At 62.9% G+C, this 23,597-nt stretch carries 29 protein-coding genes; 1 reads left to right on the forward strand and 28 read right to left on the reverse strand.

All coding sequences use genetic code 11. The features are described from left to right. The 15 genes from OOT33_RS14445 to OOT33_RS14515 all read right to left on the reverse strand — a co-directional run bounded on the left by OOT33_RS14445 (position 1) and on the right by OOT33_RS14515 (position 14,036). A complete protein-coding gene (locus OOT33_RS14445; protein WP_307750724.1) occupies positions 1–1,392 on the reverse strand; it encodes a hypothetical protein in 1,392 nt (463 codons plus the stop codon). Then, positions 1,389–2,249, reverse strand: coding sequence for a tail fiber domain-containing protein (locus OOT33_RS14450; protein ID WP_307750725.1), 861 nt, complete (start codon positions 2,247–2,249; stop codon positions 1,389–1,391). The genes OOT33_RS14445 and OOT33_RS14450 overlap by 4 nt, the downstream gene beginning before the upstream one ends. Then, complete coding sequence (locus OOT33_RS14455) at positions 2,249–3,790, reverse strand: hypothetical protein (RefSeq protein ID WP_307750726.1); 1,542 nt, start codon at positions 3,788–3,790, stop codon at positions 2,249–2,251. The genes OOT33_RS14450 and OOT33_RS14455 overlap by 1 nt, the downstream gene beginning before the upstream one ends. After that, positions 3,790–4,074 (reverse strand): hypothetical protein, encoded by a 285-nt coding sequence (locus OOT33_RS14460; RefSeq protein WP_307750727.1) that lies wholly within the window; start codon positions 4,072–4,074, stop codon positions 3,790–3,792. The genes OOT33_RS14455 and OOT33_RS14460 overlap by 1 nt, the downstream gene beginning before the upstream one ends. Continuing rightward, the gene (locus OOT33_RS14465; protein WP_307750728.1) at positions 4,071–4,382 is read right to left on the reverse strand and encodes a hypothetical protein; all 312 of its coding nucleotides are present in this window, start codon (positions 4,380–4,382) and stop codon (positions 4,071–4,073) included. Before OOT33_RS14465 ends, OOT33_RS14460 begins: the two co-directional genes overlap by 4 nt. 56 nt (positions 4,383–4,438) lie before the next feature. After that, a complete protein-coding gene (locus OOT33_RS14470) occupies positions 4,439–4,633 on the reverse strand; it encodes a hypothetical protein (RefSeq protein ID WP_307750729.1) in 195 nt (64 codons plus the stop codon). Between the two features lie 72 nt (positions 4,634–4,705). Beyond that, the gene (locus tag OOT33_RS14475) at positions 4,706–5,245 is read right to left on the reverse strand and encodes a TIGR02594 family protein (RefSeq protein ID WP_307750730.1); all 540 of its coding nucleotides are present in this window, start codon (positions 5,243–5,245) and stop codon (positions 4,706–4,708) included. 20 nt (positions 5,246–5,265) lie between these two features. Further along, positions 5,266–5,481, reverse strand: coding sequence for a hypothetical protein (locus OOT33_RS14480; protein WP_307750731.1), 216 nt, complete (start codon positions 5,479–5,481; stop codon positions 5,266–5,268). 8 nt (positions 5,482–5,489) lie between these two features. Next, the gene (locus tag OOT33_RS14485; RefSeq protein WP_307750732.1) at positions 5,490–6,071 is read right to left on the reverse strand and encodes a hypothetical protein; all 582 of its coding nucleotides are present in this window, start codon (positions 6,069–6,071) and stop codon (positions 5,490–5,492) included. A gap of 4 nt (positions 6,072–6,075) precedes the next feature. Continuing rightward, positions 6,076–6,975, reverse strand: a complete 900-nt coding sequence (locus tag OOT33_RS14490; RefSeq protein WP_307750733.1) for a hypothetical protein — start codon at positions 6,973–6,975, stop codon at positions 6,076–6,078. Continuing rightward, entirely contained in the window at positions 6,975–8,063 is a 1,089-nt protein-coding gene (locus OOT33_RS14495; protein WP_307750734.1) for a hypothetical protein, read from the reverse strand. Before OOT33_RS14495 ends, OOT33_RS14490 begins: the two co-directional genes overlap by 1 nt. 21 nt (positions 8,064–8,084) lie before the next feature. Continuing rightward, complete coding sequence (locus OOT33_RS14500; protein ID WP_307750735.1) at positions 8,085–8,978, reverse strand: hypothetical protein; 894 nt, start codon at positions 8,976–8,978, stop codon at positions 8,085–8,087. Then, positions 8,975–13,168 (reverse strand): phage tail length tape measure family protein, encoded by a 4,194-nt coding sequence (locus OOT33_RS14505; protein WP_307750736.1) that lies wholly within the window; start codon positions 13,166–13,168, stop codon positions 8,975–8,977. Before OOT33_RS14505 ends, OOT33_RS14500 begins: the two co-directional genes overlap by 4 nt. Continuing rightward, positions 13,165–13,512: a hypothetical protein gene (locus tag OOT33_RS14510; protein ID WP_307750737.1), complete on the reverse strand. Its 348-nt coding sequence runs from the start codon at positions 13,510–13,512 to the stop codon at positions 13,165–13,167. The genes OOT33_RS14505 and OOT33_RS14510 overlap by 4 nt, the downstream gene beginning before the upstream one ends. 107 nt (positions 13,513–13,619) lie before the next feature. Beyond that, a complete protein-coding gene (locus tag OOT33_RS14515) occupies positions 13,620–14,036 on the reverse strand; it encodes a hypothetical protein (protein WP_307750738.1) in 417 nt (138 codons plus the stop codon). Between the two features lie 83 nt (positions 14,037–14,119). Between OOT33_RS14515 and OOT33_RS14520 the strand changes: the two genes are divergently transcribed. After that, positions 14,120–14,443, forward strand: a complete 324-nt coding sequence (locus OOT33_RS14520) for a YnfA family protein (protein ID WP_307750739.1) — start codon at positions 14,120–14,122, stop codon at positions 14,441–14,443. Between the two features lie 12 nt (positions 14,444–14,455). Here OOT33_RS14520 and OOT33_RS14525 read toward each other — a convergent pair whose 3' ends face one another. The 13 genes from OOT33_RS14525 to OOT33_RS14585 all read right to left on the reverse strand — a co-directional run bounded on the left by OOT33_RS14525 (position 14,456) and on the right by OOT33_RS14585 (position 23,570). Then, a complete protein-coding gene (locus OOT33_RS14525) occupies positions 14,456–14,917 on the reverse strand; it encodes a hypothetical protein (RefSeq protein ID WP_307750740.1) in 462 nt (153 codons plus the stop codon). A gap of 26 nt (positions 14,918–14,943) precedes the next feature. Next, entirely contained in the window at positions 14,944–15,351 is a 408-nt protein-coding gene (locus tag OOT33_RS14530) for a DUF3168 domain-containing protein (protein WP_307750741.1), read from the reverse strand. Further along, positions 15,348–15,911 carry an HK97-gp10 family putative phage morphogenesis protein gene (locus OOT33_RS14535; protein WP_307750742.1) on the reverse strand — a complete coding sequence of 188 codons (564 nt, stop codon included), beginning with the start codon at positions 15,909–15,911 and terminating at the stop codon, positions 15,348–15,350. The genes OOT33_RS14530 and OOT33_RS14535 overlap by 4 nt, the downstream gene beginning before the upstream one ends. Then, positions 15,908–16,261 carry a phage head closure protein gene (locus OOT33_RS14540; protein ID WP_307750743.1) on the reverse strand — a complete coding sequence of 118 codons (354 nt, stop codon included), beginning with the start codon at positions 16,259–16,261 and terminating at the stop codon, positions 15,908–15,910. Before OOT33_RS14540 ends, OOT33_RS14535 begins: the two co-directional genes overlap by 4 nt. Then, positions 16,246–16,788: a phage head-tail connector protein gene (locus OOT33_RS14545; protein ID WP_307750744.1), complete on the reverse strand. Its 543-nt coding sequence runs from the start codon at positions 16,786–16,788 to the stop codon at positions 16,246–16,248. Before OOT33_RS14545 ends, OOT33_RS14540 begins: the two co-directional genes overlap by 16 nt. Next, positions 16,788–17,051 (reverse strand): hypothetical protein, encoded by a 264-nt coding sequence (locus tag OOT33_RS14550; protein WP_307750745.1) that lies wholly within the window; start codon positions 17,049–17,051, stop codon positions 16,788–16,790. Before OOT33_RS14550 ends, OOT33_RS14545 begins: the two co-directional genes overlap by 1 nt. 28 nt (positions 17,052–17,079) lie before the next feature. Continuing rightward, on the reverse strand, positions 17,080–17,451 hold the full coding sequence (locus tag OOT33_RS14555; RefSeq protein WP_307751011.1) for a DUF1232 domain-containing protein: 372 nt from the start codon (positions 17,449–17,451) through the stop codon (positions 17,080–17,082). Between the two features lie 91 nt (positions 17,452–17,542). Next, positions 17,543–18,874, reverse strand: coding sequence for a phage major capsid protein (locus OOT33_RS14560; RefSeq protein WP_307750746.1), 1,332 nt, complete (start codon positions 18,872–18,874; stop codon positions 17,543–17,545). A 26-nt stretch (positions 18,875–18,900) separates the two neighbouring features. Beyond that, positions 18,901–19,527 carry an HK97 family phage prohead protease gene (locus tag OOT33_RS14565; protein WP_307750747.1) on the reverse strand — a complete coding sequence of 209 codons (627 nt, stop codon included), beginning with the start codon at positions 19,525–19,527 and terminating at the stop codon, positions 18,901–18,903. Next, on the reverse strand, positions 19,524–20,777 hold the full coding sequence (locus tag OOT33_RS14570; protein WP_307750748.1) for a phage portal protein: 1,254 nt from the start codon (positions 20,775–20,777) through the stop codon (positions 19,524–19,526). The genes OOT33_RS14565 and OOT33_RS14570 overlap by 4 nt, the downstream gene beginning before the upstream one ends. After that, the gene (locus OOT33_RS14575) at positions 20,774–22,558 is read right to left on the reverse strand and encodes a terminase TerL endonuclease subunit (protein WP_307750749.1); all 1,785 of its coding nucleotides are present in this window, start codon (positions 22,556–22,558) and stop codon (positions 20,774–20,776) included. Before OOT33_RS14575 ends, OOT33_RS14570 begins: the two co-directional genes overlap by 4 nt. Next, positions 22,527–23,009 (reverse strand): phage terminase small subunit P27 family, encoded by a 483-nt coding sequence (locus OOT33_RS14580; protein WP_307750750.1) that lies wholly within the window; start codon positions 23,007–23,009, stop codon positions 22,527–22,529. Before OOT33_RS14580 ends, OOT33_RS14575 begins: the two co-directional genes overlap by 32 nt. Positions 23,010–23,012: 3 nt before the next feature. After that, positions 23,013–23,570, reverse strand: coding sequence for a hypothetical protein (locus OOT33_RS14585; RefSeq protein ID WP_307750751.1), 558 nt, complete (start codon positions 23,568–23,570; stop codon positions 23,013–23,015). Between the last annotated feature and the right edge of the window lie 27 nt (positions 23,571–23,597).

The raw sequence follows: 23,597 nt of genomic DNA on the forward strand, positions 1-23,597 counted from the left end.
TCAGATCCCGGTGGTAGTATTGGCGTAAGACCCGGCCGCAGGGGCGTAGGACGGTGTGCCAGCGGACAGGGTTCGGCTCAGCAGCGAGAAGCTGCGGAGGGTGAGTGACCAGAAGGAGGAGCTGATGCTCGGCGAGGATGCGCTGTAGGTCACGCCCTGGGCCGAGGCACCGCCCACAGACCATGTACCGGTCCTCGAGCCATCGATCGGCACTTTGAAGATGGCGCCGCACAGATCCGTGTACCCGTAGGGCGAGAAGTCCATCATCGTGTAGATCGAGAACGTCATGGCCGTAGAGCTGACCGCGAGACCGGTAAGGCTGAACGAATTTGCCCCATTGCTCGTGTCGAGGCTTATGGATCGTGCCAGGAGCAAGGTGCCATCGGTCGAAAACTGATAGATGTCCGCCCCGGCATAGATCCGCGCAAAGACCCGGAGATTACCGTCCGGCCCCAGATTCACTGTCCCACTGCCATTGCTTGGTGGCAGTGACAGCTGCCACTGGATAACAGCGCCCGAACTGATCTTGAGCAGACTGAGCGTGCCATTGATACCGGCCAGCCAGTAAATGGTGTTGCTGCTGTCGATTGTAACGCCATAGCCGTAATCGTAGCCTGTGCTCCCGATCGAGCGCTGCCAGCTGACGGACGGGGTCGCAGTATTGATGACAGTGATCAGGGCATCGGTGTTGCCGGCTGTCGACGTCGAGGTGTTGCCCGACAGGACCAGCAGGCTACCATCCGGGCTGAGGGCCATCTGGTTGGCATATTCGTTACCGGAGCCGCCGATCGACCGTTGCCACTGCAAGGTGCCCAGGCTGTTGTACTTGGCGATCAGCGCGTCGGCATTGCCGGAACCGCCACTCGAGGTAGAGTAGCCGGCGACATAGATGTTGCCGGCAGCATCGACTGCCGCATTGTACCAGAGTTCCTGACCCGAACTGTTGAGGCTGCGCTGCCATTGCAGGGTTCCCGAGGTGTCGAGCTTGGTCAGCCAGGCATAGTAGTTGCTCGAGTAGTAGGCCCCGGCGAGATAGACATTGCCGCTGGTATCGACCCAGCCGCCGTTGATGAAAGGGCCAGACACGTTCTGTGCCCAGATCAGCGCGCCATCCCGGTTCCATTTGAACACCGCGCCCGAGGCGCTGGCGTAGATGTTGCCGCTGCTGTCAGTGCCCAGGATCTGGAAATTGACCACGGTCGAGCCGAAGGTCGCATACCAAAAGCTCTCGTTCGACTTGCCGTAGAGGTTCGAGAGCGAGATTGGACCCGATGCGACGCCAGCCAGCGTCCGGACGGCAGCCTCGCCAAGGGAAGTTGTGGTGGTCGATGTCCGCCCGAGTTCGACCGCGACATTGCCAAGCGAGATCGGCCCTGAGCTCTGAAGGGTCATGTGCGGGCCTCAAGGCGATCGACCTTGTCCGCCAGATCTTTCACCGCCTCTATGAGCACGCCGACGAGATTGCCATAGGCGACAGACAGCAGCCCGTCGTCGTGGGCCATGACTGCCTCGGGAACGATTGGCGCCAGTTCCTGGGCAATAAGGCCGAGGCCTCGGCTGCCCGTGTCGCGCCGGGTAAAGGTAACTCCGCGCAGGCTGCGGACCCGGTCCAGAGCACCGGCGATTGTCTCAACATCCGTCTTGAGGCGGGCATCGGAATAGGCGGTTATGTCGCCTGTCGCGGTGATCGATCCCGACACCGAAATGCTGCCAGTGAAGCTATCGCCCGCCTTGTTGGCAGGGGTAAAGCCCAGCGCCCCGGTCACATCTCCGGATGCGAGCGATGCGCCCGTCGTCACCCGGCCTTTGGCATCGACCGTCACCTTGGCGTAGGTCCCGGCAACCACGCCCGAGTTTGCCAGCGTCGCGGCAAAGGACAGGGCAGCGGATCCGTCGAATGCCGCGCTGGTGCCGGTTACGTCTCCGGTCAGCGCAATGGTCCGCCCGGTCGCCCACCTGGTCGCTGTCGCGGCATTGCCGGTACAGGAGCCGGATGAGCCGGTGATCGATCCACTGCTGGTGATGTAGCCGTTGGGATTGGTTGAATTGTAGGGCGTGAAGCCGAGCGCGGTCGTCACCATCGCCGAGGTCAGATTGCCAAAGCCTACCTGCACGACGGTGCCGCCTGCCGTTTTCGAATAGAGCTTCTGGTCGGCCAGATTGACCGCGAGTTCACCCGCCTGCAGCGAAGCGGCGGCAGGGATGCTGGCTGCGGTCGAGGACCGTTTAAGCAGGATGGTGCTCGGCATCAGAAGGTTCCACCATCCAGCGTCACGCCATCAATCGAGCCACCGGTGATGGCAACGCTGCTGGCAGCCTGTGTCGACATGGTACCGAGCCCCGAGATATCGGTGTTGGGGATGGTGGCCGAGGCGGTGAACGCGGCAGTTCCGTTGCCCTTGAGGTAGCCGGTCAGCGTCGTCGCACCCGAGCCGCCCTTGGCCACGCCGAGCGTTCCGCCGATATTGCCGAGGGTCAGATTGGCTTCGTTGACATCCAAGGTGGGGTTGCCCGCGACACCATCACCATTGGTAATGGCGACCTTGGTCGAGCCGGCCGTCAGGGTGCGTGCTGCCACAGTTCCTGCAGCTGTCCGGGCGATGATCCCGTTGGCGGCAAGGTTATGGAGTGCGAGCGCCTGACCGCTCAGCGCAACAGCGTCGGCAGCCACAGCAATGCCAGTCCCGGCACCGACGTCGATCGTGTTGCCAGTCTTGGTGAGGCCATTGCCGGCAACGATCTGGCCTGCGCCATTGAACTGGACGAAGGTGATCGCAGTCGTGCCGAGCGTACCGCCGGTATCAACCGTGCAGAGATAGCCGATGTCGGCGTTCACCGTGCCCTGTTCGACAAACAGGTAGGCTGAGACATGCTCGTCCCAGGTCGAGAGATCGATGGCCCGGGACCAGGCGCCAGAGGCAACGACATAGACGCCATTTGCCGAAGTTGTGGTCTGGTCTTTCACCAGCACACGGTCGCCGACGGCAAGCGCGACCCCGTCGATCGTCATGGTCCCGGAAAGCGAAGCAATATTGGCAGTGGATGCTGCCTTGACCGAGGCCTTGGGATCGAGCCCCTGAACAGTCAGATCGACGTAGTTCTTGGTGGCGGCATCCTGCGCAGCGGTTGGATCCGCCAACCCGGTGATGCGCTGGCTGTTGAAGTCCACCGCTGCGGTGGGCGCGGCCAGTTGATCGAGCCGGTTGGCGCGCACACGGGCATCGGTGAAGTAGAGGTTAGTACCTTCCGCGATATCGCTGGTCGAGAGCGTGATTGCGCCCGTCCGGCCAGCAACCGAGGTCACCGGGAACGTGATCGCGACATTGCTGGCGGTCGTAATGCGTCCCTTGGCATCGACCGTGACCTGACCGACTTGCGTAGCGGAGCCATAAGTCCCGGCGGTGGCGCCACTATTGGCGAGAGTCAGCGCGATTGCAGCATTGGCAGAGCCATCAAAAGTCGCAGAGCCCGTGCCGTCGCCCGTGATCGAAAAGGTCCGCACTGTCGCAAGCCTGGTCGCGGTTCCGGCATTGCCGTCGATCGAGCCCGAGATCGTCGAGGTGAAAGTCTTGGCCCCGGCGATGGTCTGTGTGCCGGTCGTCGCCACAAAAGCACCGGAACCGCCAATAGCAATTACTGAGGTGGCCGTGCCGCCAGCGCCTCCCGTGCCGGTGCCGTAGTAGAGGGTGTTGTCCTGCTCGTTGAACGCGAGCTCGGCATTGGCAAGCGATGCAGGAGCACCGGCCGCACCGCCTGCGGCCCGGCGCTTGATACGCAGGGTATTGGCCATCAGAAATTACCTCCGTCGACCAGTCTGGCCGCTTTCTCGTTGATCCATGTGTTGGTGGGGGATGAGTACGTGAGGACGTCGCCGCCCTCGGGAAGGCTGAGCGCCACATCGGACAGGTCCTTCAGAGCACTGAGTGGTCCAGGCGGTCCCGGCGGCCCTTGAGGCCCGGTAAATCCGCGCGGGCCGGCAATGCCCGCGCTGGCGATATCAAGGACGAAGCTGGCCCCATCGCTCTCGACGAGGATGGTCTGGACCGCCTCGACGATCTGGATCGCGGCCGTCATTCGACATCGAACGTGAGGGTCGGCAGCACCTCACGCTCCCCGGTGTCATTCTCGAAGCCCAGCGTCAGCCAAACCCGGCCAGCACCGGGTGCAAGCGGAGCAGTCTGCTCGTCGGTCCATAGAACCTCGATCTGTCCACCCGTTGCCGGTGAAAGAATGGTAAGCGCTGGCGGCGCAATGTTCGGACTCTGGTCGATGACCATGAGCGCAAGCCCGGTAAGATCCCGGGCCACCCCTGCGCTCTGGTCGACAAAGAAGGTGGCGCGCACGCGCTTGGTGCCGCCCCGGCGAATGGTCAGCCTGGTCATGCCTGCACCTGATTGGAAAAGAGGGTGGCGGGAGCCGCAGCCCCCGCCCTGGGGCATCAGCCGATGCGGGCCGTGGCCGTCTTGCGGAACAGGACGCCGCCGATGCCGGTCAGCGCCAGGACCACGGTCAGGACGTCTGTCTGATCGAGCCCGTCGGGCAGAACGCCAAGCGTGCCGGCAACGCCCCAGAGGCTGCCGATGAGGCCGGTCCAGATAGCCTTCGAGGTCCACCAGGGTTTGAGGTCTTCCATGTCATTTCTCCAAAAAAACCCGCCAAAAGGCGGGCGGGATGATCCAGCGGCGATGCGCAATGGATGGGTGGGTCAGGCTTCGTTGGTGGAGAGTGCACCGGTTGCAGCGAGTTCGACCGGCTTCGCGCTCGCGGGCGCAGCCTTGTAGACGGGGCGGCGGACGGCGATGCAGCGCTCCCGTGCAATCCGGGTGATGGTCACACCATCGGACTGGTTTCCGCCCAGCACATGGAAGGCGCCATAGTCCTCGCCGATGTAGAGCCCGACATGGCCAGAGACCTCACCGCGGCGGAAAACGAGCACATCGCCGAGCTGCGGCTTTGCGCTCCCGTCCTTGCCGAAGTTTACCCAGCTCCTCGCCCAAAGCGGCTGGTTCGGGAGCGCCTTGCCAGCACGCTTGGCGACAATGGCAGCGAACAGTCCGCACCAGGGAATCTCGTCATGGTTGTAAACCTTGGCGAGGCCCAGTTCCTTGGCCCAGCCAAGGATCACGGGGTTATCTGCTGAGCCCTGCGCTTCGACAGTGCCAAAGAGCTTTCGAGCTTCCGCCACCATCCTGGGCAGCGGCTGCAGGTCATCGAGCCAGCGATAGGCTGGCGGTAGCGGGTTCATGGATTTTCTCCTCTGGGAGGTTAGCGGCCTGCAAAGCCTTTGAAGGCAGCCGTGATCACGGCGATTGCTGCGACCAGGGTTGAGAGCCATTTGACGAAGCGGACCACACCCGTGGCGGTGTTCCAGGCGTCAAGGAGGTCTTTGAGTTCCTTGCGCACGGCCTTCAGCTCCTCCTGGACGGCTTCAAGGTCAGCGCGAATGAGCGCCATTTCGATGGCGGGATCCTGTTCCGACATGGCAGGCCTCAGCGCGTGGTGCAGATGATGGCGATGCCGCCGGCCGCCAGATCGACGGCGTAACCGGGCATCGTATTCAGGTCGGTCTGCCGCTGCCGGGGGCCGGCCGCATAGTGGACGAACAGCGCGGCTTCGGAAAGCGCTGTCGGTTCGGTGATGACGTCGAACCGGTAGTTGGTGCCGCTCGACCGGCCGAACCTGCGGATGACGCAGCACAGCTCGAAGTCGTTGCGGAAATGCCGGGTGAAGCTGCCGCGCGGAAGATAGCCGCCGCCGTTCTCCACATTGTGGTAGCCCGCTTGCCATGTCTGGCTGATCTCACCGGCGGAGCCCGTGAAAATGTAGTCGGCCGTGCCAGCCACCGCGAGTGAGACATGCTCATAGAGGTCCCACTCGACCCCGGCATCATACATGGCACCGATCACACGGTTGGTGTCCGGCGGCACGAACATCTGCGGCGTCCAGAGCCGCCAGCTTCCCAAGGGACGCACATAGGTGGTGCCGTCGAGGAACAGGCTGTAGCGGATCTCGAGGTCGTCGTTGATCGGCAGCACGTCCTCGCGTGCTGTCGGGTTGATGTGCTGATTCATCTGCTTACTCCACAGTCACATCGACCACCTCGAAGCAGGTGTGTGTGCCCGATTGTGTGCCTGAGGTGCCGATCGCCGCGCCCCCTGAAGTGGCCGCAACCTGGAACGAGTTCGTGGCTGCGTTGACGATAAAATAGATGGTGTTTGCCGCAATGCCGGACGGCAGGGCGCCGCTCGTCTGGAACAGCACGCGCCGGCCATTGGTGAGACCATGCCCACTGCTGGTGATGGTTGCCGGACTCGCGATGTTGATTGTGGGATAGAACGGTATTCGCGCGCCGGTCTTGTTGCTCGGTGTTGGCGTCGCGGCAGAAAACTTCGTGAAGATCGCAAAGTAGACGGTGTGCGTTCCCGACTGGCTGCCGGTCAAAGTGATGGCCGCGCCACCAGGCGTGGCGGCGACCCGGAACGTGGTCGCGGTTACATCACGGGCATAATACTTGGTGCTGGCGACAAGGCCTGACGGCAATGTCCCTCCGGTTGTGAACTGGACAGGTGTGCCGTTGGTAATGCTGCTGGTTGAGCTCACCGTGAATGTAGCAGTCGCGATAGCGATGGTTACGGTCAGGCTTGATGCATAGTCCTGCGCCCAGGTGTCGAAGCTGTACTTGGTGCCGCCCATTGTGAGAGCAGCGGCGAACCCTGCCGGTTGGTCGCCCTGTAGCTGGAGGGTAACAGGCCAGGTCGAGCCCACATTATCCTCGACCGAGTAGACGCCCTGGATCGTCTGGCCTTTAAACGTCGTGGGACTCAGCGCCCCGCCGATCGGATAGTATGCGCTGGCAATGCCAAACCCGTAGTAGGTCCACCAGGCACCTTTGAAGCCGTCAGAATACTGGCCAACCGCCATCTGGTAGCGGCTTGCACCTCCCGATCCGAGCAGGATGCCCAGCACGCCCGACATCAGCTGATCCCGGTGCCGGAGACGAACCAGACGTTGGTCTCGACCTTGATCAGCGTGGCAAGGCCTCGCACGGCGAGTGTCCGGTTGCCAGTGCTGGTGGTGCCTGCCTGGCAGAGGGTCACGCCGGAGCCCTGAGCGATCGTGATGGCTGCACCACCATTGTTGACGATGGTGACGGTCGTCCCAAGCGGGAAACTGACCGTGCCATTGGGGGGCACGGTGATGGTCTGGGACGCGGAATTGAGCGAATAGATGTGTTTGCCATTGTCAGCTGCGACCAACTGGTAGGACGCGCTTTGGGCGTTCTGCGGCACTTCCCGGAAGCCGATCGCCCAGGCTGAGCCACCGGCGTCGTTGACGCTCGAACCGGTCGCCGCGCCCGAGATCGTCTTGTTGGAAAGCGTCTGGGTATCAGTTGTGCCCACCGCCGCACCGGACGGTGCGGACTTGCCGGACCAAGAGGCAAGGTTGGCGCTGTAAGCCTGAACATCGGTACCGATGGCGAGACCAAGGTTCGTGCGGGCCGTCAGGGCATCGCCTGCACCGGTTCCGCCGTTGGCAACAGCAACGGTGCCGGTAATCTTCGAGCCGCCCAGCGAGGTGATCCAGGCAGGATCAACATAGGTGCTGGTCGTCAGCACGGCATTGCCGGATACCGAGGGGGCCGACAGGGCGATAGTCCACGCGGCAATGGTGCCGCTGCCACCGACCATGCCGACGGTGACCGTCAGCGCGCCGGTGCCAGTGGTGTAGGCCGTGATCTGGCCATGCATCCAGTTTGTCGGCGTCGCCGTGCTGGTGATGGTCACCCATTGCCCGACGACAAAGGCCTTGCCGGTCTGGACGGTCAGCGATTTCGCGCCGGTGCCAATCGCAAGCGAAGTCGTGCTGGTGGCGCTGGTGCCGGGAGCGTTGACGGCGGTGGAGGCGCTGGCGGCAGCGTTGGTCGCATAGCCGTTGACCTCGACCGCCAGAGCATTGGCCTCGGTGCCGAAGGTCGGCAGCGCACCGAGGAAGGCGTCCGCGCGCGCGGAAAAGTTCGCCGCATCCGTCCGGGACGGCGGCGTGGGCAGTGCTGTGATCGGCATGAAATTACCCCTCGGGGTGGATCAGGTGAGCCCTTCGATGGTCAGGCTGCAGTAGCTGACCGTCGGGTAGGCAAGGTCGATCGAGAATTCTTTGTAGAAGCCGTAGACGGTGAGGCTCTCGAAGCTCTCCGAGCCGATCCACAACACCGGGCTCGCGCGAAGCGCGGCAAGGTTGCGGTGGACGTCGTCAATGGCGCTGGTCTGCATGACCACTCGGGCGGTCATGCGCTTGGCAAAGGCCCGCTCGACCACCGAGGTGACGCCGAACTGATCGGTCTCCTTGCGGGAGTAATCGATGATCCCGATGTCCGCGCCGTGCTCGGTCTCGCCGATCGTGAACTGGCGGCCAACCAGCAGCGTTCCGCAAGAGACCACATCGGCTGGATTGTCACGGGAAACGGTGACGGTGAGGACGCCAGCCTCGTAGACCGGCACATCAAGGAACAGCAGGCTGGACTTGCGGCCCACTGGCTCGAAGAACCAGCTGAACCAGTTATCAATCGCGGTCCCGCCGACATTGAAGCTCTGGGTCTTCGAATAGAGCTGCGTGCCCGAGACCGTGAGAGAAACGGTCGCGCTTTCGGCATCGGTATCGATCAGCGCCACACCGTCGGTTGCACCGGGTGCCAGGACGACCTGCAAACTTCCGGCTCGTGTCGTGGCCGTGCCCACGCGCGCATCGAACATGGCCCAGCGGTTGGTCGGCCCGAGATCCAGCCATTTGGTCGGATCACTTGCCGGGTTCACGCCGGTCGAAGCTGCCAAGGCCTCATATTTGCGGTGCGTCGTGGTCAGGATAACCCGGGCGCCCACCGCATAGGCCGTGCCCGAATTCCACACCACATAATCGTTCTCCGGAGCCGTGCTGGTGGTGAGCATGGCATCCGTCAGCGTGGTCGGACGGATCAGCTTCATGCGGCAGTCCTCACCGCCAGCGCATCACCATCCGGTGTAACCCGTTCGAGAATGCGGGCGGTCTTGCTCGTGCCCGAGGCAATGGTCGCGGACGCAATCCGCTGCTCATCACGCAGATCCGACAGTTCCTGTTTGAGCGCCGCCAGTCCATCGATCAGCACGGTCGCGCTGTCATTGGCGGCAGACGTCGCTGTCGCGGTCTGGGTACTCGCAAACTGCTCCCACCAAGAGGGCGTGGCGGAAGTGGCGGCCGCAGCGGTTGCCGTGTCCGTGCTGAGACCTGCCATGGCGTTGATGATCGCCACGGTCTGCTCAAGGCTGGCCGCCGTCTGCCCCTGAATAAGGGCCAGATCCTGCGCGGAGGTTGCGGCATCTGCGGCCGCTGTGAGCAGGCTCTGGCTGAGGCCCGGCAGCGACTTGGCCGCCTCCTGATCGCCAGCCCGCGCCGCGATCGTCGCTGTATTGAACTCGGAGAGCGCCTGGGCGTAGCTCTTCGTCCCGCCATCCATGGTCCCGCGAATTCGCGCGACTTCCGAAAGCAGGCTGTCGGTGATCTGCGACCATGCGGAGCGGAGCTTCTCAGCCGCAGCCGCTGCTTCATCTGCCGCCTTTTGCTGGTCCTGCAGTGCCCAGATCTGCTGTTGCAACGCCTGGTTGGACGCATCAAGCTGAGCCAGATCCAACGCCCGCAGCGCGGCCGTATCGCCCTGAAGTTCGAGCAGTTGGCGTTCGAGCGACAGACGTTCATCGGCAATGGCCGCAGCACTTGCCGCATCCTGCGCCGCGCCGATCACATCGGCAAAGGCAGGCGCGAGCTGGATCAGCGCGACATAGGCTGCACGGCCCGCCTCGGTGGTGAGATCCTGCGCTTCGACGAGCGAGCGGAAACCCGTGATGCTGTCAGGCAGGGTCAGTCCCAGGCTTTCGAAGATCCTCGCCATCTGCGCCGTCTGGACAGCAGACTGTTCGGCCTTGGTGTAAAACAGTGAGAAATAGTCTCCGGTGGCCGACGCCATGTCGCTGGCCGAACCGAACATGTCGAACAGGTTCATCCTGGCCGAGAGTGACAGGCCCTCGACCGAGGTGCCAAGCAGGCTCAGCGACGAGGTTACCGCCTCGATGCTGGAGGCCACGCGGACCACCGTTTCGAAGTAGCCTTCGCCGACCTTCTGGAACTGCTCGAGGCCGGGCACGGCGTAGCGGGCGAGATTATCAGCCGCCGCGCCAAATATCGCTGTCAGCTTCTCCTGGATCTGGTCGCCGGTCAGGCCCTTCAGATCAATCTTGCCGATGTTGATGACAAAGCCGTTGAGCCGCGTCTGCACCTGATCAAGCGATAGCCCCAGAGGACCGGCCGCCGCCGAGATGGCATCATAGAAGCCCCGGAAGATGAGGCCGAACTGCTGCTCGAGCTCTGCGCTCGCCGCAGAATACTGGGTCGAATAACTGGAGCCGACACTGATCCCGAAGAACTTCTTCGTCTTTTTGATGTCGCTGTAATAGCTTGCGTCAAACCCTCCCGAGAGGATCGAGCCCAGCGACTGCGCGCCGCTGTAGATGCCCTGACCGACAATGCTGGTCTTCGTACCGAACAGCGCATTGACCACGCTGCCGAGAACCTTGCCGAGACCGCCAAGCAGTTTGGCGCCAAGGAACCCGATTGCCGCGCCAATGGGTCCGGCAATGGCCATGCCAATGCCAGCACCGATCAGCGATCCGGTCTTGGAGCCCAGGAAGTTCGAGACGCCGGTCAGGACCGAATTGGTCGCTCCCAGCAGGCCTGTCAGCTTCGTGCCGGTCTGGATCCCGGCGGCAGATGCTTCGATCCCGCCAGTGCGGATAATGAGATTGGTGAGCCCGCCAATATTGGCCTCGATATTCTTGAGCGCCGCCAGCATTGCGGCGGAATAGCGCATGGTCAGCGTATCGACCTCGCGCAGATGGTCGATGGCGTTTGCGATGCTCTCGGACTTGGCGCTGGCATCGCCGAACACCGTGCCGGTGCCTTCATTGGCCGCCGGTAGCTTTTGTGAGCCGCCAAAGGCGCCGCTGATCGCAACACCCAGCGAGGCGATGACACCTGCCGTGATGGCGCCTGCGGCAATGTTGAGCGGGAATGGGAGCGAGCGGATGGCGTTCACCACCGCTTCAACCGCCTTGATTCCGGTCGTGATAATCGAGTTGCCCTGTTCGACCCCGGCGCGTGCCGTGTCGGATGCCGCCATGGCGGTGTCGCTGGTGACCTTGGCTGCGGTCTGCGCGCCAATCAGCCCGATCTTCACTGCCGCATTCTTCATGGCGATGGCCAATTCGAAGGCGCGGAACACCTTCTCGGCGGCGAGCAACGCCTTGTAGCCGTCGGACCCTTCCTTGAAAAAGCCCTTCGCGGCGGACGCGAGGTTGCCATAGTGGTTGATCTCGGCCGAGGCCTGCGCTGTGCGCGCGTCGGCATATTGGAACGAGGTCTTGCCGTATTCGCGCTCCGCATCGGCCACGCGCTTGGCGGCCGCCGCCTGCTCGGAGGCAAAGCGGGTGATCTCGACCGTGATGCCACCGATTGCGCCGCCGACCGCGCCAAAGGCATCGGCCATGCCGCGCGCAGCTACTTCCGTTGCCGAGACCATGTCCTCGAGGCTCTTGAGGTAGTCCTCCTGGCCCTTCCGCGCGAAATCCGCCTCGATAAGTGCGGTCTTGGCTTCCCGGTATCGCTCCCAGGCAGCGGCCCCGCGTTCGAGCACGATCTGCTCTTTCTCGGCTTCGAGATTGGCGAGCGCCTGTGCCTTCGTCGACTTGTCCAGCATCGCGACCTGCAGCTCGAGCGGGGCAACGGAATTACGGATGAACTCCTTCTCAGCCTGCGCCCTGGTCGCCTGTTCCCACGCTTCGCCAGCCTGAAGGATGGCAAGCCGTGCCTCGTCGGTCGGCGCCTTGAGTGCGGCCAAAGCAACTTCCATGCGCTTGATCTCGATCGGGGTCTTGCCGATCTTGGCAGTCTCCATCTCGAGATTGCGGGCAAAGTCTTGTGCGGCCTTCAGGGCCTTTTCAGCCTCGGTGGTCTTGGATCCCTTGGCGGCCTTGTCAGTCTTGTCGCCCCGGATCTCGTCCGCCTTCGCAGCAAGCCGGGCTTTGGCAGCCGCGATGCTGTTCTCGCGCCACTTGGCAGAGAAGCTGTCCATCATCGACATGGCATCACCAAACGCGGAGGCAAACTCGCCCCGCACCTGGGCACCCATGCGCGCAGTGGAACCGGCGAAGCTGTTTTCCATGCGCGGCAGAGCAACGCTCTCGATCCGCGAGATGGAGGAGAGCCCGACCCGATCGAGCAGCGGGTTTACCCGGTCGACCAACCAGTTGATCGCGGCGATCGCCTTGTTCGCCATGAATTCGACGCCGCTGATCGTGAGATTGGCGGCGCCTACAGCGGCCTCGCTGATCACGCCCGGCAGCGAGGACCAGATAATCCTGATCGCATTGAACCCGCCGACCCAGCCGGCATAGATGAAGGCGATGGCGTGTTTGCCGACCGTCATCACGGCATCGAAGGCGGTCACCGCCCAGTCCTTGAGGGTCGAGAACACCGAGCCGAGGCCCAGACCATCCAACACCGTCTTCCAGAGACCCTTCATGGTATCACCGACGGTGATGCCGACTGGGCCCAGCTTCTCCATCTCCTTCTTGGTGAGACCGAGGCTCTGGGCGTATTTGTCGAGCTCGCCCGACTGCTTCACGCTCGACTGGAACATCTTGAATGCGCCGGATGCCAGCGCCGCAGCCGCGGCAGCTGCCAGCAGATAGGGATTGGTCAGCGCAGCCGCGGCCGAACTTGCCGCAAGGCCCACCAGCGCCCGGGCCATGCCGCCGATCCCGACACCCGCCTGCATGGCGATCTGACCGATCTGCGTGCCCTGCTGCATGAACACGGTCATCGGCTTCTGCCCCGAGAACAGGCCGACAACCATGTCATTGAGCTGATAGACGAGGTTCTGGACGTGATGTCCGGCAAGCTTGGCAGAGCCTCCCATACGGGTGACACCGCCGCCGCCGACCGCATTCAGCGCCTTGTCTGCCCGGGCAGCGGAATCCGCGACATCGCCCATCGCGCCAGCCACCGTGCGCTTCATGTCGGCCATCTCCTTCTGAAGACGGGCGACATTGGTGATCATCTCAATCTCAAGGGTTCCTGCCTTCAAGGCTGTTCTCCCTTCGACAGCGTCATCGCTCGGAAGGCATTGGTGACCTTCCGAGAGACTTCATCACGGTTGAGACTGGATGTGGCAGTCCAGGGCGGCGGACAGTCAGGCTCGCGGGCCCGGACGGTTTCTGCGACGAACTCGACTGACAGACGGCGCAGCAGCCTGGCGATCCATGGCGGTAGGTCGTGCCCAATGCAGCGCTGCCAGTGCTCGATGGAGCCCCATGAAATGGGAACTGCGCCCATGCCGCCGGGATCGGTTGGCCCGACCTCCATGAGCCAGTCGATTACCCATGGGGTACGGATCGGTGGAAAGTCGGGAGCAAGATCGTCGATTGCCATCCGCTGCAGCCGGGTCAGCGGCTCAGCGTCTGTCTCCGGCCTGGTGTGCTTGGTAGCGCGCGGCTTGGGCGCCGTGCCAAGCCACGCCAGTTGGCGGACGTAAAGGCTCAGCTCAGACCTGAGCTCTTCGTAAAATTTGCCCAGTCATTGATGTGCGCGGCAACCTGAGTGGCGATGAACCCGATCGAGGGATCGGCATAGGCCTTGCGGAACAGTTCCTGACCGTCGAGGCCGTTTGCTGGCGGATAGGTGAAGCCGTTGAAACTCACCGTGCAGGCGGCGAGGAAATCGGCCTGTTCGGCGAGCTTTTCCTCGGCCGACTGGTCCATCTTCCCGCGCTTCTTGATCTTGTCCATCAGCTGGTTCTGCTGGCGGGCCTGGGCGCGCTGGTAGACCTTCGAGCCCGGACCATAGACCGTGATCGAGAGGCGCTTGCCCTTGTCGTCGAACAGCGGGGCATCGTCGCCGCCGACCAGTTCCAGGGTCGAGGTGTCGGTCGCGGCAAGCGTGGTGATGTCAAACATTGGTGTTCCTTTGCCTGTTGGTTTTATCCCGGGTTGTGCCCTGCAATTGCGGGCAGTCATCACCTCTGGCAGAGAGTTGCAGGATGACAGCCGCTATCTATTTTCTGGCCGCCTTCGCTGAAATTGCAGGCTGCTTTGCCTTTTGGGCATGGCTGCGGCTGGACAAATCACCGCTATGGGTCATTCCGGGCGTGGCATCGTTGTGTCTGTTTGCCTACCTGCTGACCCACGTCGAAAGTGATTATGCGGGTCGTGCCTTCGCTGCTTATGGCGGGGTCTATATTGTATCTTCGCTCTTGTGGCTTTGGATTGTCGAAGGCGCGAGGCCGGATCGATGGGATCTGATGGGGGCGCTGGTTTGTCTGGCCGGTGCCGCAATCATTCTTTTCGCGCCGCGAGCAGCCTGAAGCCAAGAAACCTTAAGGCGCCAACACTTCCACGATGCCCACACCGGCGGAATTGGTTGTGAGTTCCAGCGCCACCGTGGCGGTTGTGATCTGGTCGACCGAGCCCACGTTGACCTTGAAGCTCATCACCTGAGCCTGGAAGTAGTACTTGTCCCCGTTCTGGGTGGTGACGAGGAAGCTGTGATCGGCATCCGAGATCGAGGCAGATTTCAGCAGGATCTGGCCCGCGTCATCGGTGTCGAGGCCGAGCTGAATCTGCATCGTCCCCTGATTGAAGCTGCCCTTCTTCTTGACGACGCCGCGGCTGCCGACAGGGTTGAAGGTCACAAGATTGAACTCGCGGCCGAACTCGCCCAGGTCGGACACTTCGCCGACCACTGTCATGGTGAGCGCGTTGTAGCCGGTGGCATCGAAGGTCGCAGGGGTAGAGGCCGACACCTTTAGCGTGGTGCCAGCGGAAGTCCGAACGGTCATGGCAATGGGTCCTTATGAAGGTGAGGCTACGGGCGGGCCTCGTTGAATGAGACGCGGAAGTCCTGCGTCTGCATGTGGATGCCGGTCTCCTCGTCGAGGAAATCAGGTCCGGCGGAATCGGTGTGCACGGTGACGTCGCTCAACCCATCGATCTGGGGCATCTTGTCGGCGGCCGCCTTGCGGATCGCGGCAAGAATGGCCTTGGTTTCAGGATAAGTGCGCGCCAGCACAGTCACCTGGACCCGTTCGGTCACGCGGCGCTTGGGGCCCGGCGCGGGGATGTTGCGATCAACGCTGCTGACCGACATCAGCGAGATTGCGGGGAACACTGTGCCTTGCGGCAGGCTACCGGCCGCAATCCGCACCTCCGGCACGAGCGCCGTCAGCCCGGTGTCGACCACCAGGAGCGAGCGGACGGCAATAACCCCGTTCATTCGTCATCGACCTCAAGGGTCGGGGCACGAAGGTCGCCGATCTGGACGCGGTGGGCGATATAGGCCCCCATCGCGTTGACGGCTTCTTCCGCCTTTTGGTCGAGCGCGGGGCGCAGGAAAGGTCTGGCAGCATGCCCGGGGTGCATAACGACGGGCCCGACAAAGTTCTCGCCGATCTTGAGGCTGCCGCGCTTCAGCATCTTGTTCATCGTGCCGATCGAGACCGCGCGGGGACCATGCCGGGTCTGACGGACCGGCTTGTCGACATCGGACACCGAGATCAGGTGGGGCGCGACGCCATATTCGACGAAGAGGCCGAGATAAGAGCCGCTCCCGCGCAATTTGACGTAGGACGAGAGCTTGGATCCGTCTGTTCGGGTACCGATCCCAATCGCCTTCTTGAGCTTGCCGGTGCGGACCGGGACATTGGCCTTGGCCTGCTGCTGGATCACCTTGGCCCCGGCTCTAAGACCGCCACGGATGACGTTGCGCTCCAGGTTTTTGGGCAGTTCGTCGAGCAGACGCAGCAGTTCCGGGCCGCCCTTGAGGCTGATGGTCATGGGGCTGCTCCTTCACTGGAGAGTTCTTCGGCCAAGATCTCCATGGCCTTCCGCCGACCCAGTGTGGCCGGGCCAGAAATGATCTGATGGGTGCGGTTAGTGATGATAATTCGCATGTCCGCCGAAAGACCGGCGAGATAGCGGATGCGGATGCGGACAGGCCGGCGTCCGATCTGGATGTTGTCCGCCAATCGCTCAGCCCGTGAGGGCAGAATGTCCTTCACCTCGGCCCATACGCAGGCAAATTCGGTCCAAGTGACAGTTTCAGTGCCGTATTGCGGATCGTGGGCGACTAGCTTCCGCTCAATCCGGATCCGGGTGTCGAGCCTGGAGGCTAGATCCAGCGACATTTTAGCTGACCCACCAGCGTATCGAAGGCGAGACAGGGACCGCCTTCCCGGTTTTCGAACATCGCGGCGGTTTTGACCAGGATCGCGGCGCGGGCGATCGCCAAATCAGGGTCGTTCTCGCTAAATCCAGCCGACAGCGTGATCCGTATCAGGCTGTCTGCGCGCAGTTCCGGCCATGATTTTCCGAATGCCGGGCGGATACGGGTGAACCTATGCCGCCGGCGGGTGACATAGACCGTTTCTGGGAGTGTAACCATTGCCCCGCTGGCTGCCATGTAACGTATTTCTGCCACCGTGCAGGGCCGGACCGGCACGGTGATCTCGTCTTTCCAGCCTTCGAGCTGCAGTTCGAGAGTCTGTTCGCACAGCTTCAGGCCCGTCTGCTGCTCAAGCTCGGCCTGGGCGGCATCAAGCTTCGCGCCCAGCAGCAGGTCCTCGTCATGGGCATCAAGGCGCAGCTGCTGGCGCGCTTCCTCGAGCGTCACGGCCCGGTCCTGAGGCGGCTCGAGCGTGACAATCTCGGACATTATTCGGCCTTGGTGCGGGGGTTGGCGCCGGCCTTGTTGGCAATCGGCGGCTGCTGGGCAGGTTCAGCGGTTTCCGGAGCCTCAGACTCAGGTGCTGCAGCCGGCTTAGACTTGGTGGTCGGCGCCCCATCGACTTCAATGGCAAGTCCGCGCTCAATCAGGCTTTTGCCCGCAAGATCATCGATCCCGAAGATCTCGCCGGTAGTGATGTTGTCGGAGCTCACCGAGCTAACGTGAATGGTATCGAGTGCACGAAGGAACATCGCTCACCTCCGGAAAAAAGGGAAAGGTTCAGCCTGCGCGCGACAGGAGAAGGGCAACAGCACCGAGAGCTGCCAGCCATAACAGCACGACCACTATGGCCGCGCGCCAGCTCCTTGTGACCATCATCCCCGCCGCCTTGCTGCGCAGTTCGGTCATAAGGCCTGGCTCTACCAGTCGTACCGCGAGCCAAATGCCGAGCGGGACAATCAGGAGATCGTCGAGAAGACCAAGCACCGGGATAAAGTCGGGTATCAGGTCTATGGGGCTGAGAGCATAGGCTGCCACAGCTCCCGCCAAAAACTTTGCAAGCCGCGGAACACGAGGGTCACGCGCAGCCAGCCACAAGGCGATGACGTCTTGCTTCAGGTTTTTCGCCCAGGCTCTGAGTGACACGAGCATTTCGTAAAGGATCATGCAGGTGATCCCAAGTTGCTGCAAGCACGTCAGAATAAAGGAAGGGCGGACCGAAGCCGGCCGCCCTTCTCATTAATCAGACCTTGGTGGCTGCCGTTGCTGCCGCCGCGAAGTCACCCTTCACGAAGGCCTCAGGGCGATAGACCGCGAGGGCGAGACGCTCTTCGGCGAGCACCGTGACCAGGTTCTTGCGGAAGTTCTGGTCATCCTCGGTCGAGATCTCGACCACCGCGTCCATCCGGTCGAAGATCTGCGCGCCAAGCTGGAAGGCACCGGTCAGGAACTTGCCCGTCGCCATCGACTGGGTCGACACCACCGGCTGGCCCCAGAGCGTGGGTGTAATCGTCCCCTGCGGGTTGCCCACGATGAACTGGCCCTGTTCATCCTTGATCAGCTCGATCGCGGCCCAGTCTGCCGGGTGCAGCACCACGCCGGTCGACATGAGTTCGGACAGGGCGGTCTGCAGCATGGCAAGGCGCAGCACATCGATCCGGGTCACCGTCGCCGGGATGGTGATCGGTGGGGTGAACGCGGTAGCCTGCGTGTAAATGCCGGCAAGATCCGTGCCGGTGCCGCTGCCATTAAGCAGCTGGTTTTCTTCAACCAGTGCCAGACCGTAGCGCAGGCGACCGTCGATATAGGACTGGAGCATCGGCACATCGTCGAGGATCTGGCGGGTCGCCAGAACCCAGTGGGCGATGGTGGTGACGTTGCTGGTCAGAACATCAAACTTGATGTCGGACTGCGGTTTGGCCGGGCCCGTGGTTTCCGAAACGGTCGCGGCCGAATTGGCGTAGCCCGTTTCCTTGACGTACTGCACCGAATTGCTGGCCGTCCGCCCCGGGGTCAGCAGATCACGCACAGTCAGACGGCGCTGGCCGGGCATGATAATGCCAGGGGCGCGGTCAGGGACAATAAGGTCGCCGGCCGAACCATTAGCATCGGTGGTGAGCGCAGAAATGATCGCTTTCACCTCCACGCTGGCGCGGCCGCGAACGGTGTTGTTGCCAAGGAAGGCCTTGATCGCTTCGTCAGCCACGACCTGTTCGCCGATGGTCTTGAACTCCGGCGATGCCTCATCAGTCACGCGGCGGGCGAGCTTCTGCTCGACCTCATCGAGCCGAGCTTTGGCTTCATTCAGCGCGGTGAGAGCTTCATCGGCCAGTTGCTTGGTGGCGTTGGAGAGGTCTTCGCCGCGCTGCGCCTTGCCTAGGGCTTCTTCGGCAAGAGCCTTCACCTTGTCGTGCTTGCCCTCGAGATCGGATCTGATCTCGTCGTGGCGGGCATCGAGAATACCGCGCAGTTCAGCCTGCTTGGCATCAATGGTCGATTTGACTTCGCCAAGACGCGCATCGAGCGCGCCTTTCACTTCGCCGGCAAGCTGCTCGGCGGTCTTGGTATCGCTCATGGTAGTTGTCCTGTGTGGGAGTGGGTTCAGACGCGAAGCTGCGCCTGCAAAGCCGACAGGAAGTCGGAAGGGGTGCTGCCAGACTCACTCCGGAACAGCGGTGCCAGGCCTTTGCCCGCGATTGCGGAGGCCTGGCTTTTCGAGAACCCTGCCTCGCGCAGGAAATTCTCAAATTCGGGAAGCGTCGGGAGCCGTCCATCCTCGACGATCGACTTCACGCTGGTAATCACCGCGCGCTCGTTCATCGGGATGGTGACCAGGCTCACCTCGTAAAGGGCAAGTTCGAGAAGCTGACGGGTTTTGCCGACCAGCTGCTCGCGGATAGTCCGGTAGCCAATCGAGAGGCCGCCGATCGCGCCATCGCGCACCAGTCCGTGTGCTTCCTGGCCAATCCGGGAGGAGAGCGAGAGCTGGCCTTTGACCACCAGCCCTTCGCGGCTCTCGGCAAAGTCAGTCCACACACCAGCCGGACGGGTCTGGTCGTGGTACATCAGCATCGGCACTGACTTACGGCCCTTCAATGACCGGGCGAGCGCGCCGGGCACGATGACATCGCCGCCCGCATCGATATTGCCGTAGCCAGCCGCGAGGCCCTCGATCTGTCCGTCTTCGGTGACGGCCTTGGTATCGAGGACGAAGTCGAGATGGTTCATGGATTAGCTCCGGGATCGGCAGGCGGGAGCGTTGCTGGCGGAGCGCCATTTCCAGCCTGCGTAATGGGTACGTTCTGCATCTGCATGCGGGGGACATCGCCGCCTTCGACAGGCGGCAGGTTTTCAAGGGCGCGGACCTCGTTGATGGTCATCACTCCGTTCGAGAGCATCTGCTGGTAGAAGGACGCGCGCGCGCCGCTGTCGCCGCGCAGCAGGCCTTCGAGGTTAAATTCAATGACGAGCCCTGCCTGACGATCCGCTGGAGAGAGCAGCTGCTTGGCGAGTGCCTGCTCAATGCGCTTCAAACGCCGCCGCAACGTGAACTTCTGGAACCCCAGCGTCTGCTGTTCGAGGCCCGTGCCCCAGCTGGTGGTCTTTTCGGTGTGACCGACCATGAATGGCGGCACACCGAAGAAGCGGCAGACTTCCTCGACCGAGAATGCCCGGCTCTGCAACATCTGCGCATCTTCAGGGCTGATCGAGAGCTGGACCCAGTCCATCCCGCGATCGAGCAGCATGGGGCGTCCAGCATTGATAGCTCCCGCAAACTTCTCCTGCAGCAGTTCCTCGGCCATTTTGCGCTGGTCGAGGGTCAAGGTGTCGGCAGTTTTGAGAAGGCCTGAGGGACGCACCCCGTTTCGGAACGTGTCGCCCGAGGCCCGCTCGATCGCCTGCGCGAGGCCAAAGGTTTGGCGGCCGAACGAGAGGGTAGAAAGCCCGCCAAGCGGATTGCCGCCGAAGCCCCGGATGTGGAGCATATTGTCCTGGCCGACCATGGACCGGACGCCATTATCGGACCACTCATATTCCAGGCTCCCATCACGAAGGCGGCGCACCGTCATCAGTTCCGGCGCGATCGGCACGCTGAGCGCCACCACCCGGCCATTGCTGCCCCGGATGATCTCGGCATAGGCATTGCCGTTCAGTTCAATGCAGGCGCAGATGAACTCCCAGAAGTCGACCGCGGTCTGGTCGGCATTGGGGCTGTCATGCAGGATGCGGTAGAGCGGGTGATCACTCGCAACCGTCCGTGCGCCGCCCCGGGTCCGGTAGACCATGAGCGGCAACGAGGCGATCGTGCCGGCCAGCAGATTGACGCAGGCCCAGGCCGAGGCGAGCCCCAGCACTGAGGTCGTCGAGACCAGCTCACCGGTCGTCGTCGTGCGCCCGCCCACCGCCTGCACCAGCCGCGGATCGGTGAGGCCGATGGAGCGCGCGATGTAGCCGATCGCCTTTTGGAAAAGGTTCACGGCGCGAGGCTCTTCAGCCAGTCATCGATGGAGCCGCTGGTATCGCCCGCCATTGCCGCCCCCACTGCCATGCACAGCGCAACGGCTGCGTCGATCTTGTTGATGGCCCGCTGCTTGGAGAGCCACTTGTTGTCCCAGCGGTCGGTCTCGGTGACCGCCGACATCATTGCCGAAATCAGAACCGGATTACGCTTCAGGCGGATCCGGCCCTCAAGGATCAGTTCTTCGAGGTGCCGAAGCGAACCCGGCATCCACAGGCCCTCTGTCATCTCGCCCGCCGGCTTGGCCCGCTTGGTGCCGCCTTGCGGGTGCTCGACAAAGGTCAGGTCGAGGCCGAGTTCGGCGACTTCCTCTTCGAACCGGCGGAAGGCGTAGCGGTCGTAAGCCACCGCCTCGACCCGGTAGTCCGAGGCCAACTCCGCCATCGCCTGCGCCACATGGCGAAAGCTGATGTTTTCGCCGGCCGGCGCGTTTAGGAAACCGTCGGCAACCCAGAGGTCGTAGGGCTGTTTGTCCCGCAGCACGCGTGCGCTAAGCGTATCCCCCGGCGTCCAGACTTCGACCCAGGCATCAAAGCAGGGTTTGCCATCCTTCTCGCCATTGCGCTGGACCGCCGCGAGTGCGGTCAAATCCCGGTTCTGGCTGAGGTCGAGCCCGAGCCAGACCGACTGGCCGGCCTTCGGTTCGAACTCCGCCAAGAGCGGTTCGAGCGTGGCCCGCGCCATCCAGGCGGTTTCGGCATCGGTCCACACGCAGAAGTGGAGCCGGAGGATCCCGTTGAGCTGTCCCGGGATCGCCTTGGCCTGGGCTACAACCTCGGTGAGGTATTGCTCGGTGATCGTGACGCCCAGCAGAGGGTTGGCCTTGATCCAGCAGCTCGGATCGGTCAGCGGGTCGTCGCCCTCGTCGAGCGCGCAGACGTAGCTGAACGTGGTGTCGTCGATGACCTGCCCGAGAAATGTCGGATCAGTCACCGCATCCGGATTACCAGCCGCCACCCGGACGGCGTGTTCGTGTTCCTCCCAGGCAACCGAGTTACGGTCCGAGCCCGAATTGGTGATCATGAACAGCAGTGGATCGCGGCGGAACTTGAAGCCGCGCTCCAGCATCTCGATGATCGAGCGGTCGGGCAGCTCGTGGATCTCATCTGCCAGCACAAAGTAGGGCCGAGGCCCCGAGCCGGTCTTGCCGGTATCGCGCGACACTGGGCGAAAGAAGCTTCCGCTCGCCAGATGCGCGATGTTGAACTCGCGCCCCGGGCCGCCTGAGAAGTTGAGCCGCTTGTCCAAGGCCGGTGATTGGCGGACCATCCGCACCGCGTCGCGAAACAGGATGTTCGCCTGCTCCTTCTTGGCCGCGGCCGCATAGATCTGTGCGCCAGCCTCCTTGCAGGCGGTCATCCCGTAAATGCCGATACCGCCAGCAACCGGCGATTTCCCGTTGCCCTTGCCTTGTTCGATGTAAGCCCGGCGGAACCGGCGACGTCCGTCCTTGCGCTTCCAGCCGAACAACGAGCCGATGATGAAGGCCTGGCTGGGCTGGAGCTCGAAGGGCTGCCCCTCGAACTGGCCTTCCGAAAGCTTCAGCACCTCCTCGAAAAAGGCGAAGGCGTGGTTTGCGGCCTCGTGGTCGAACCAGATGCCATCTTTGCGCGCGAGATCCGCAATGTGCCGTTTGCAGGCATTGCGAACGTGCGGCCCGGCGACGATCTCGCCCGACACCACGGCCTTGGCATAGGCCAGCGTGCGGTCAGGCGAAGAACCGGTCGGCGGGGTCGCCACTTTCTTGCGGCGGCTCGGCCGAGATCCTGCTCCTGGCACTGGGCGTCATCCCGAATTCTGCGGCGTAACGCATCATGTCCGCCGCCGCCTTGTTGGCAGTACCCACCAGCGGGTTCTGGATCGCGTTGCCGTTTGATGTCTTGATCATGAGACCGCCGGTCAGCTGGTCCTTCTCGGCCATCTTGGCGATGGCTCGTTCAGCTTGAACCCAGCGGCCATAGGCCATGGCGTAGGCAGCGAGCGCTGCCCGATCGATCTCGGAGAGGATCCCGAGGTTGTAGAGCTCGGTTGCGACCCGGTTCCATTCCTCAACCGCGTCAGCCGTGAGATGGGGCGGCGGTGCCGGGATCGCCGCCCTGGTCTTGGCCTCCTTGCGGTTCAGTGTCCGCTTGCCGGGATTACCCGTTACCAGTTTCAGATGGGTCGGCTTGGGTTTGGTTCCGGGTTTCATCCGTCATACCTTGGGTTTCCCGATGCCGGACGAGTTCAGACGCGAGAGTTCGCAGCGCATGCGCCGCAACCAGGGGGACCACTCCGTTGCCGCAAAGTTGAAGCCGGTCCACCCTGTGGGCCAGCCCATCAGAGCCTCGACGAACAGCGGGTTCAAGGTCCGGCGCGTGTCCGAGGTATCGGACCCAGCCGTCGGAATCGTCAGGACCTGGCGGCCAAGCAGGCCGTTCACCGGCACATTGGCAAGGCTGGTCGCACCGTCCTTGTGATCCCGTGCCGTCGGGGTCATCCACATCCTGCTGGCATTGGTCAGATCCGCAGTCTTGCGGTTGCCCGCACTCGGCTTCGCTCCATCGCTCGCCATCGGTGTCGGCCAGTGGGCCGCCATCTCCTGCAGATCGGGGCCACCGGCCCCGCGCTCCGCACGTTTCGAATTCGCCCCGCCGGTTATCGCCTTTGGGGTCGGCCAGTCCCGGGCCAGCCGGTCCAGACCTTTCTCGTCCTTCCTCTCGCCACCCCTGGATCGGAAGCTGTCTGTCTGCGGCGTCGGCCAGAGCCTCAAAAACTCGGTCCGGTTGCAGCCACTCGA

Source organism: Sphingobium sp. DEHP117, assembly GCF_030867385.1.
GTDB lineage: Bacteria > Pseudomonadota > Alphaproteobacteria > Sphingomonadales > Sphingomonadaceae > Sphingobium.

Excerpts from the sequence above, each read along its gene's own strand:
- OOT33_RS14460 (WP_307750727.1), bottom strand. The coding sequence starts at position 4,074 with ATGACGGCCGCGATCCAGATCGTCGAGGCGGTCCAGACCATCCTCGTC.
- OOT33_RS14465 (WP_307750728.1), bottom strand. The coding sequence starts at position 4,382 with ATGACCAGGCTGACCATTCGCCGGGGCGGCACCAAGCGCGTGCGCGCC.
- OOT33_RS14580 (WP_307750750.1), bottom strand. The coding sequence starts at position 23,009 with ATGAAACCCGGAACCAAACCCAAGCCGACCCATCTGAAACTGGTAACG.
- OOT33_RS14530 (WP_307750741.1), bottom strand. The coding sequence starts at position 15,351 with ATGAACGGGGTTATTGCCGTCCGCTCGCTCCTGGTGGTCGACACCGGG.
- OOT33_RS14455 (WP_307750726.1), bottom strand. The coding sequence starts at position 3,790 with ATGGCCAATACCCTGCGTATCAAGCGCCGGGCCGCAGGCGGTGCGGCC.
- OOT33_RS14475 (WP_307750730.1), bottom strand. The coding sequence starts at position 5,245 with ATGAACCCGCTACCGCCAGCCTATCGCTGGCTCGATGACCTGCAGCCG.
- OOT33_RS14445 (WP_307750724.1), bottom strand. The coding sequence starts at position 1,392 with ATGACCCTTCAGAGCTCAGGGCCGATCTCGCTTGGCAATGTCGCGGTC.
- OOT33_RS14565 (WP_307750747.1), bottom strand. The coding sequence starts at position 19,527 with ATGAACCATCTCGACTTCGTCCTCGATACCAAGGCCGTCACCGAAGAC.
- OOT33_RS14515 (WP_307750738.1), bottom strand. The coding sequence starts at position 14,036 with ATGTTTGACATCACCACGCTTGCCGCGACCGACACCTCGACCCTGGAA.
- OOT33_RS14525 (WP_307750740.1), bottom strand. The coding sequence starts at position 14,917 with ATGACCGTTCGGACTTCCGCTGGCACCACGCTAAAGGTGTCGGCCTCT.
- OOT33_RS14490 (WP_307750733.1), bottom strand. The coding sequence starts at position 6,975 with ATGTCGGGCGTGCTGGGCATCCTGCTCGGATCGGGAGGTGCAAGCCGC.
- OOT33_RS14555 (WP_307751011.1), bottom strand. The coding sequence starts at position 17,451 with ATGCTCGTGTCACTCAGAGCCTGGGCGAAAAACCTGAAGCAAGACGTC.
- OOT33_RS14480 (WP_307750731.1), bottom strand. The coding sequence starts at position 5,481 with ATGTCGGAACAGGATCCCGCCATCGAAATGGCGCTCATTCGCGCTGAC.
- OOT33_RS14510 (WP_307750737.1), bottom strand. The coding sequence starts at position 13,512 with ATGGCAATCGACGATCTTGCTCCCGACTTTCCACCGATCCGTACCCCA.
- OOT33_RS14560 (WP_307750746.1), bottom strand. The coding sequence starts at position 18,874 with ATGAGCGATACCAAGACCGCCGAGCAGCTTGCCGGCGAAGTGAAAGGC.
- OOT33_RS14485 (WP_307750732.1), bottom strand. The coding sequence starts at position 6,071 with ATGAATCAGCACATCAACCCGACAGCACGCGAGGACGTGCTGCCGATC.
- OOT33_RS14540 (WP_307750743.1), bottom strand. The coding sequence starts at position 16,261 with ATGTCGCTGGATCTAGCCTCCAGGCTCGACACCCGGATCCGGATTGAG.
- OOT33_RS14545 (WP_307750744.1), bottom strand. The coding sequence starts at position 16,788 with ATGTCCGAGATTGTCACGCTCGAGCCGCCTCAGGACCGGGCCGTGACG.
- OOT33_RS14550 (WP_307750745.1), bottom strand. The coding sequence starts at position 17,051 with ATGTTCCTTCGTGCACTCGATACCATTCACGTTAGCTCGGTGAGCTCC.
- OOT33_RS14470 (WP_307750729.1), bottom strand. The coding sequence starts at position 4,633 with ATGGAAGACCTCAAACCCTGGTGGACCTCGAAGGCTATCTGGACCGGC.
- OOT33_RS14535 (WP_307750742.1), bottom strand. The coding sequence starts at position 15,911 with ATGACCATCAGCCTCAAGGGCGGCCCGGAACTGCTGCGTCTGCTCGAC.
- OOT33_RS14520 (WP_307750739.1), top strand. The coding sequence starts at position 14,120 with ATGACAGCCGCTATCTATTTTCTGGCCGCCTTCGCTGAAATTGCAGGC.
- OOT33_RS14500 (WP_307750735.1), bottom strand. The coding sequence starts at position 8,978 with ATGAAGCTGATCCGTCCGACCACGCTGACGGATGCCATGCTCACCACC.
- OOT33_RS14450 (WP_307750725.1), bottom strand. The coding sequence starts at position 2,249 with ATGCCGAGCACCATCCTGCTTAAACGGTCCTCGACCGCAGCCAGCATC.
- OOT33_RS14495 (WP_307750734.1), bottom strand. The coding sequence starts at position 8,063 with ATGCCGATCACAGCACTGCCCACGCCGCCGTCCCGGACGGATGCGGCG.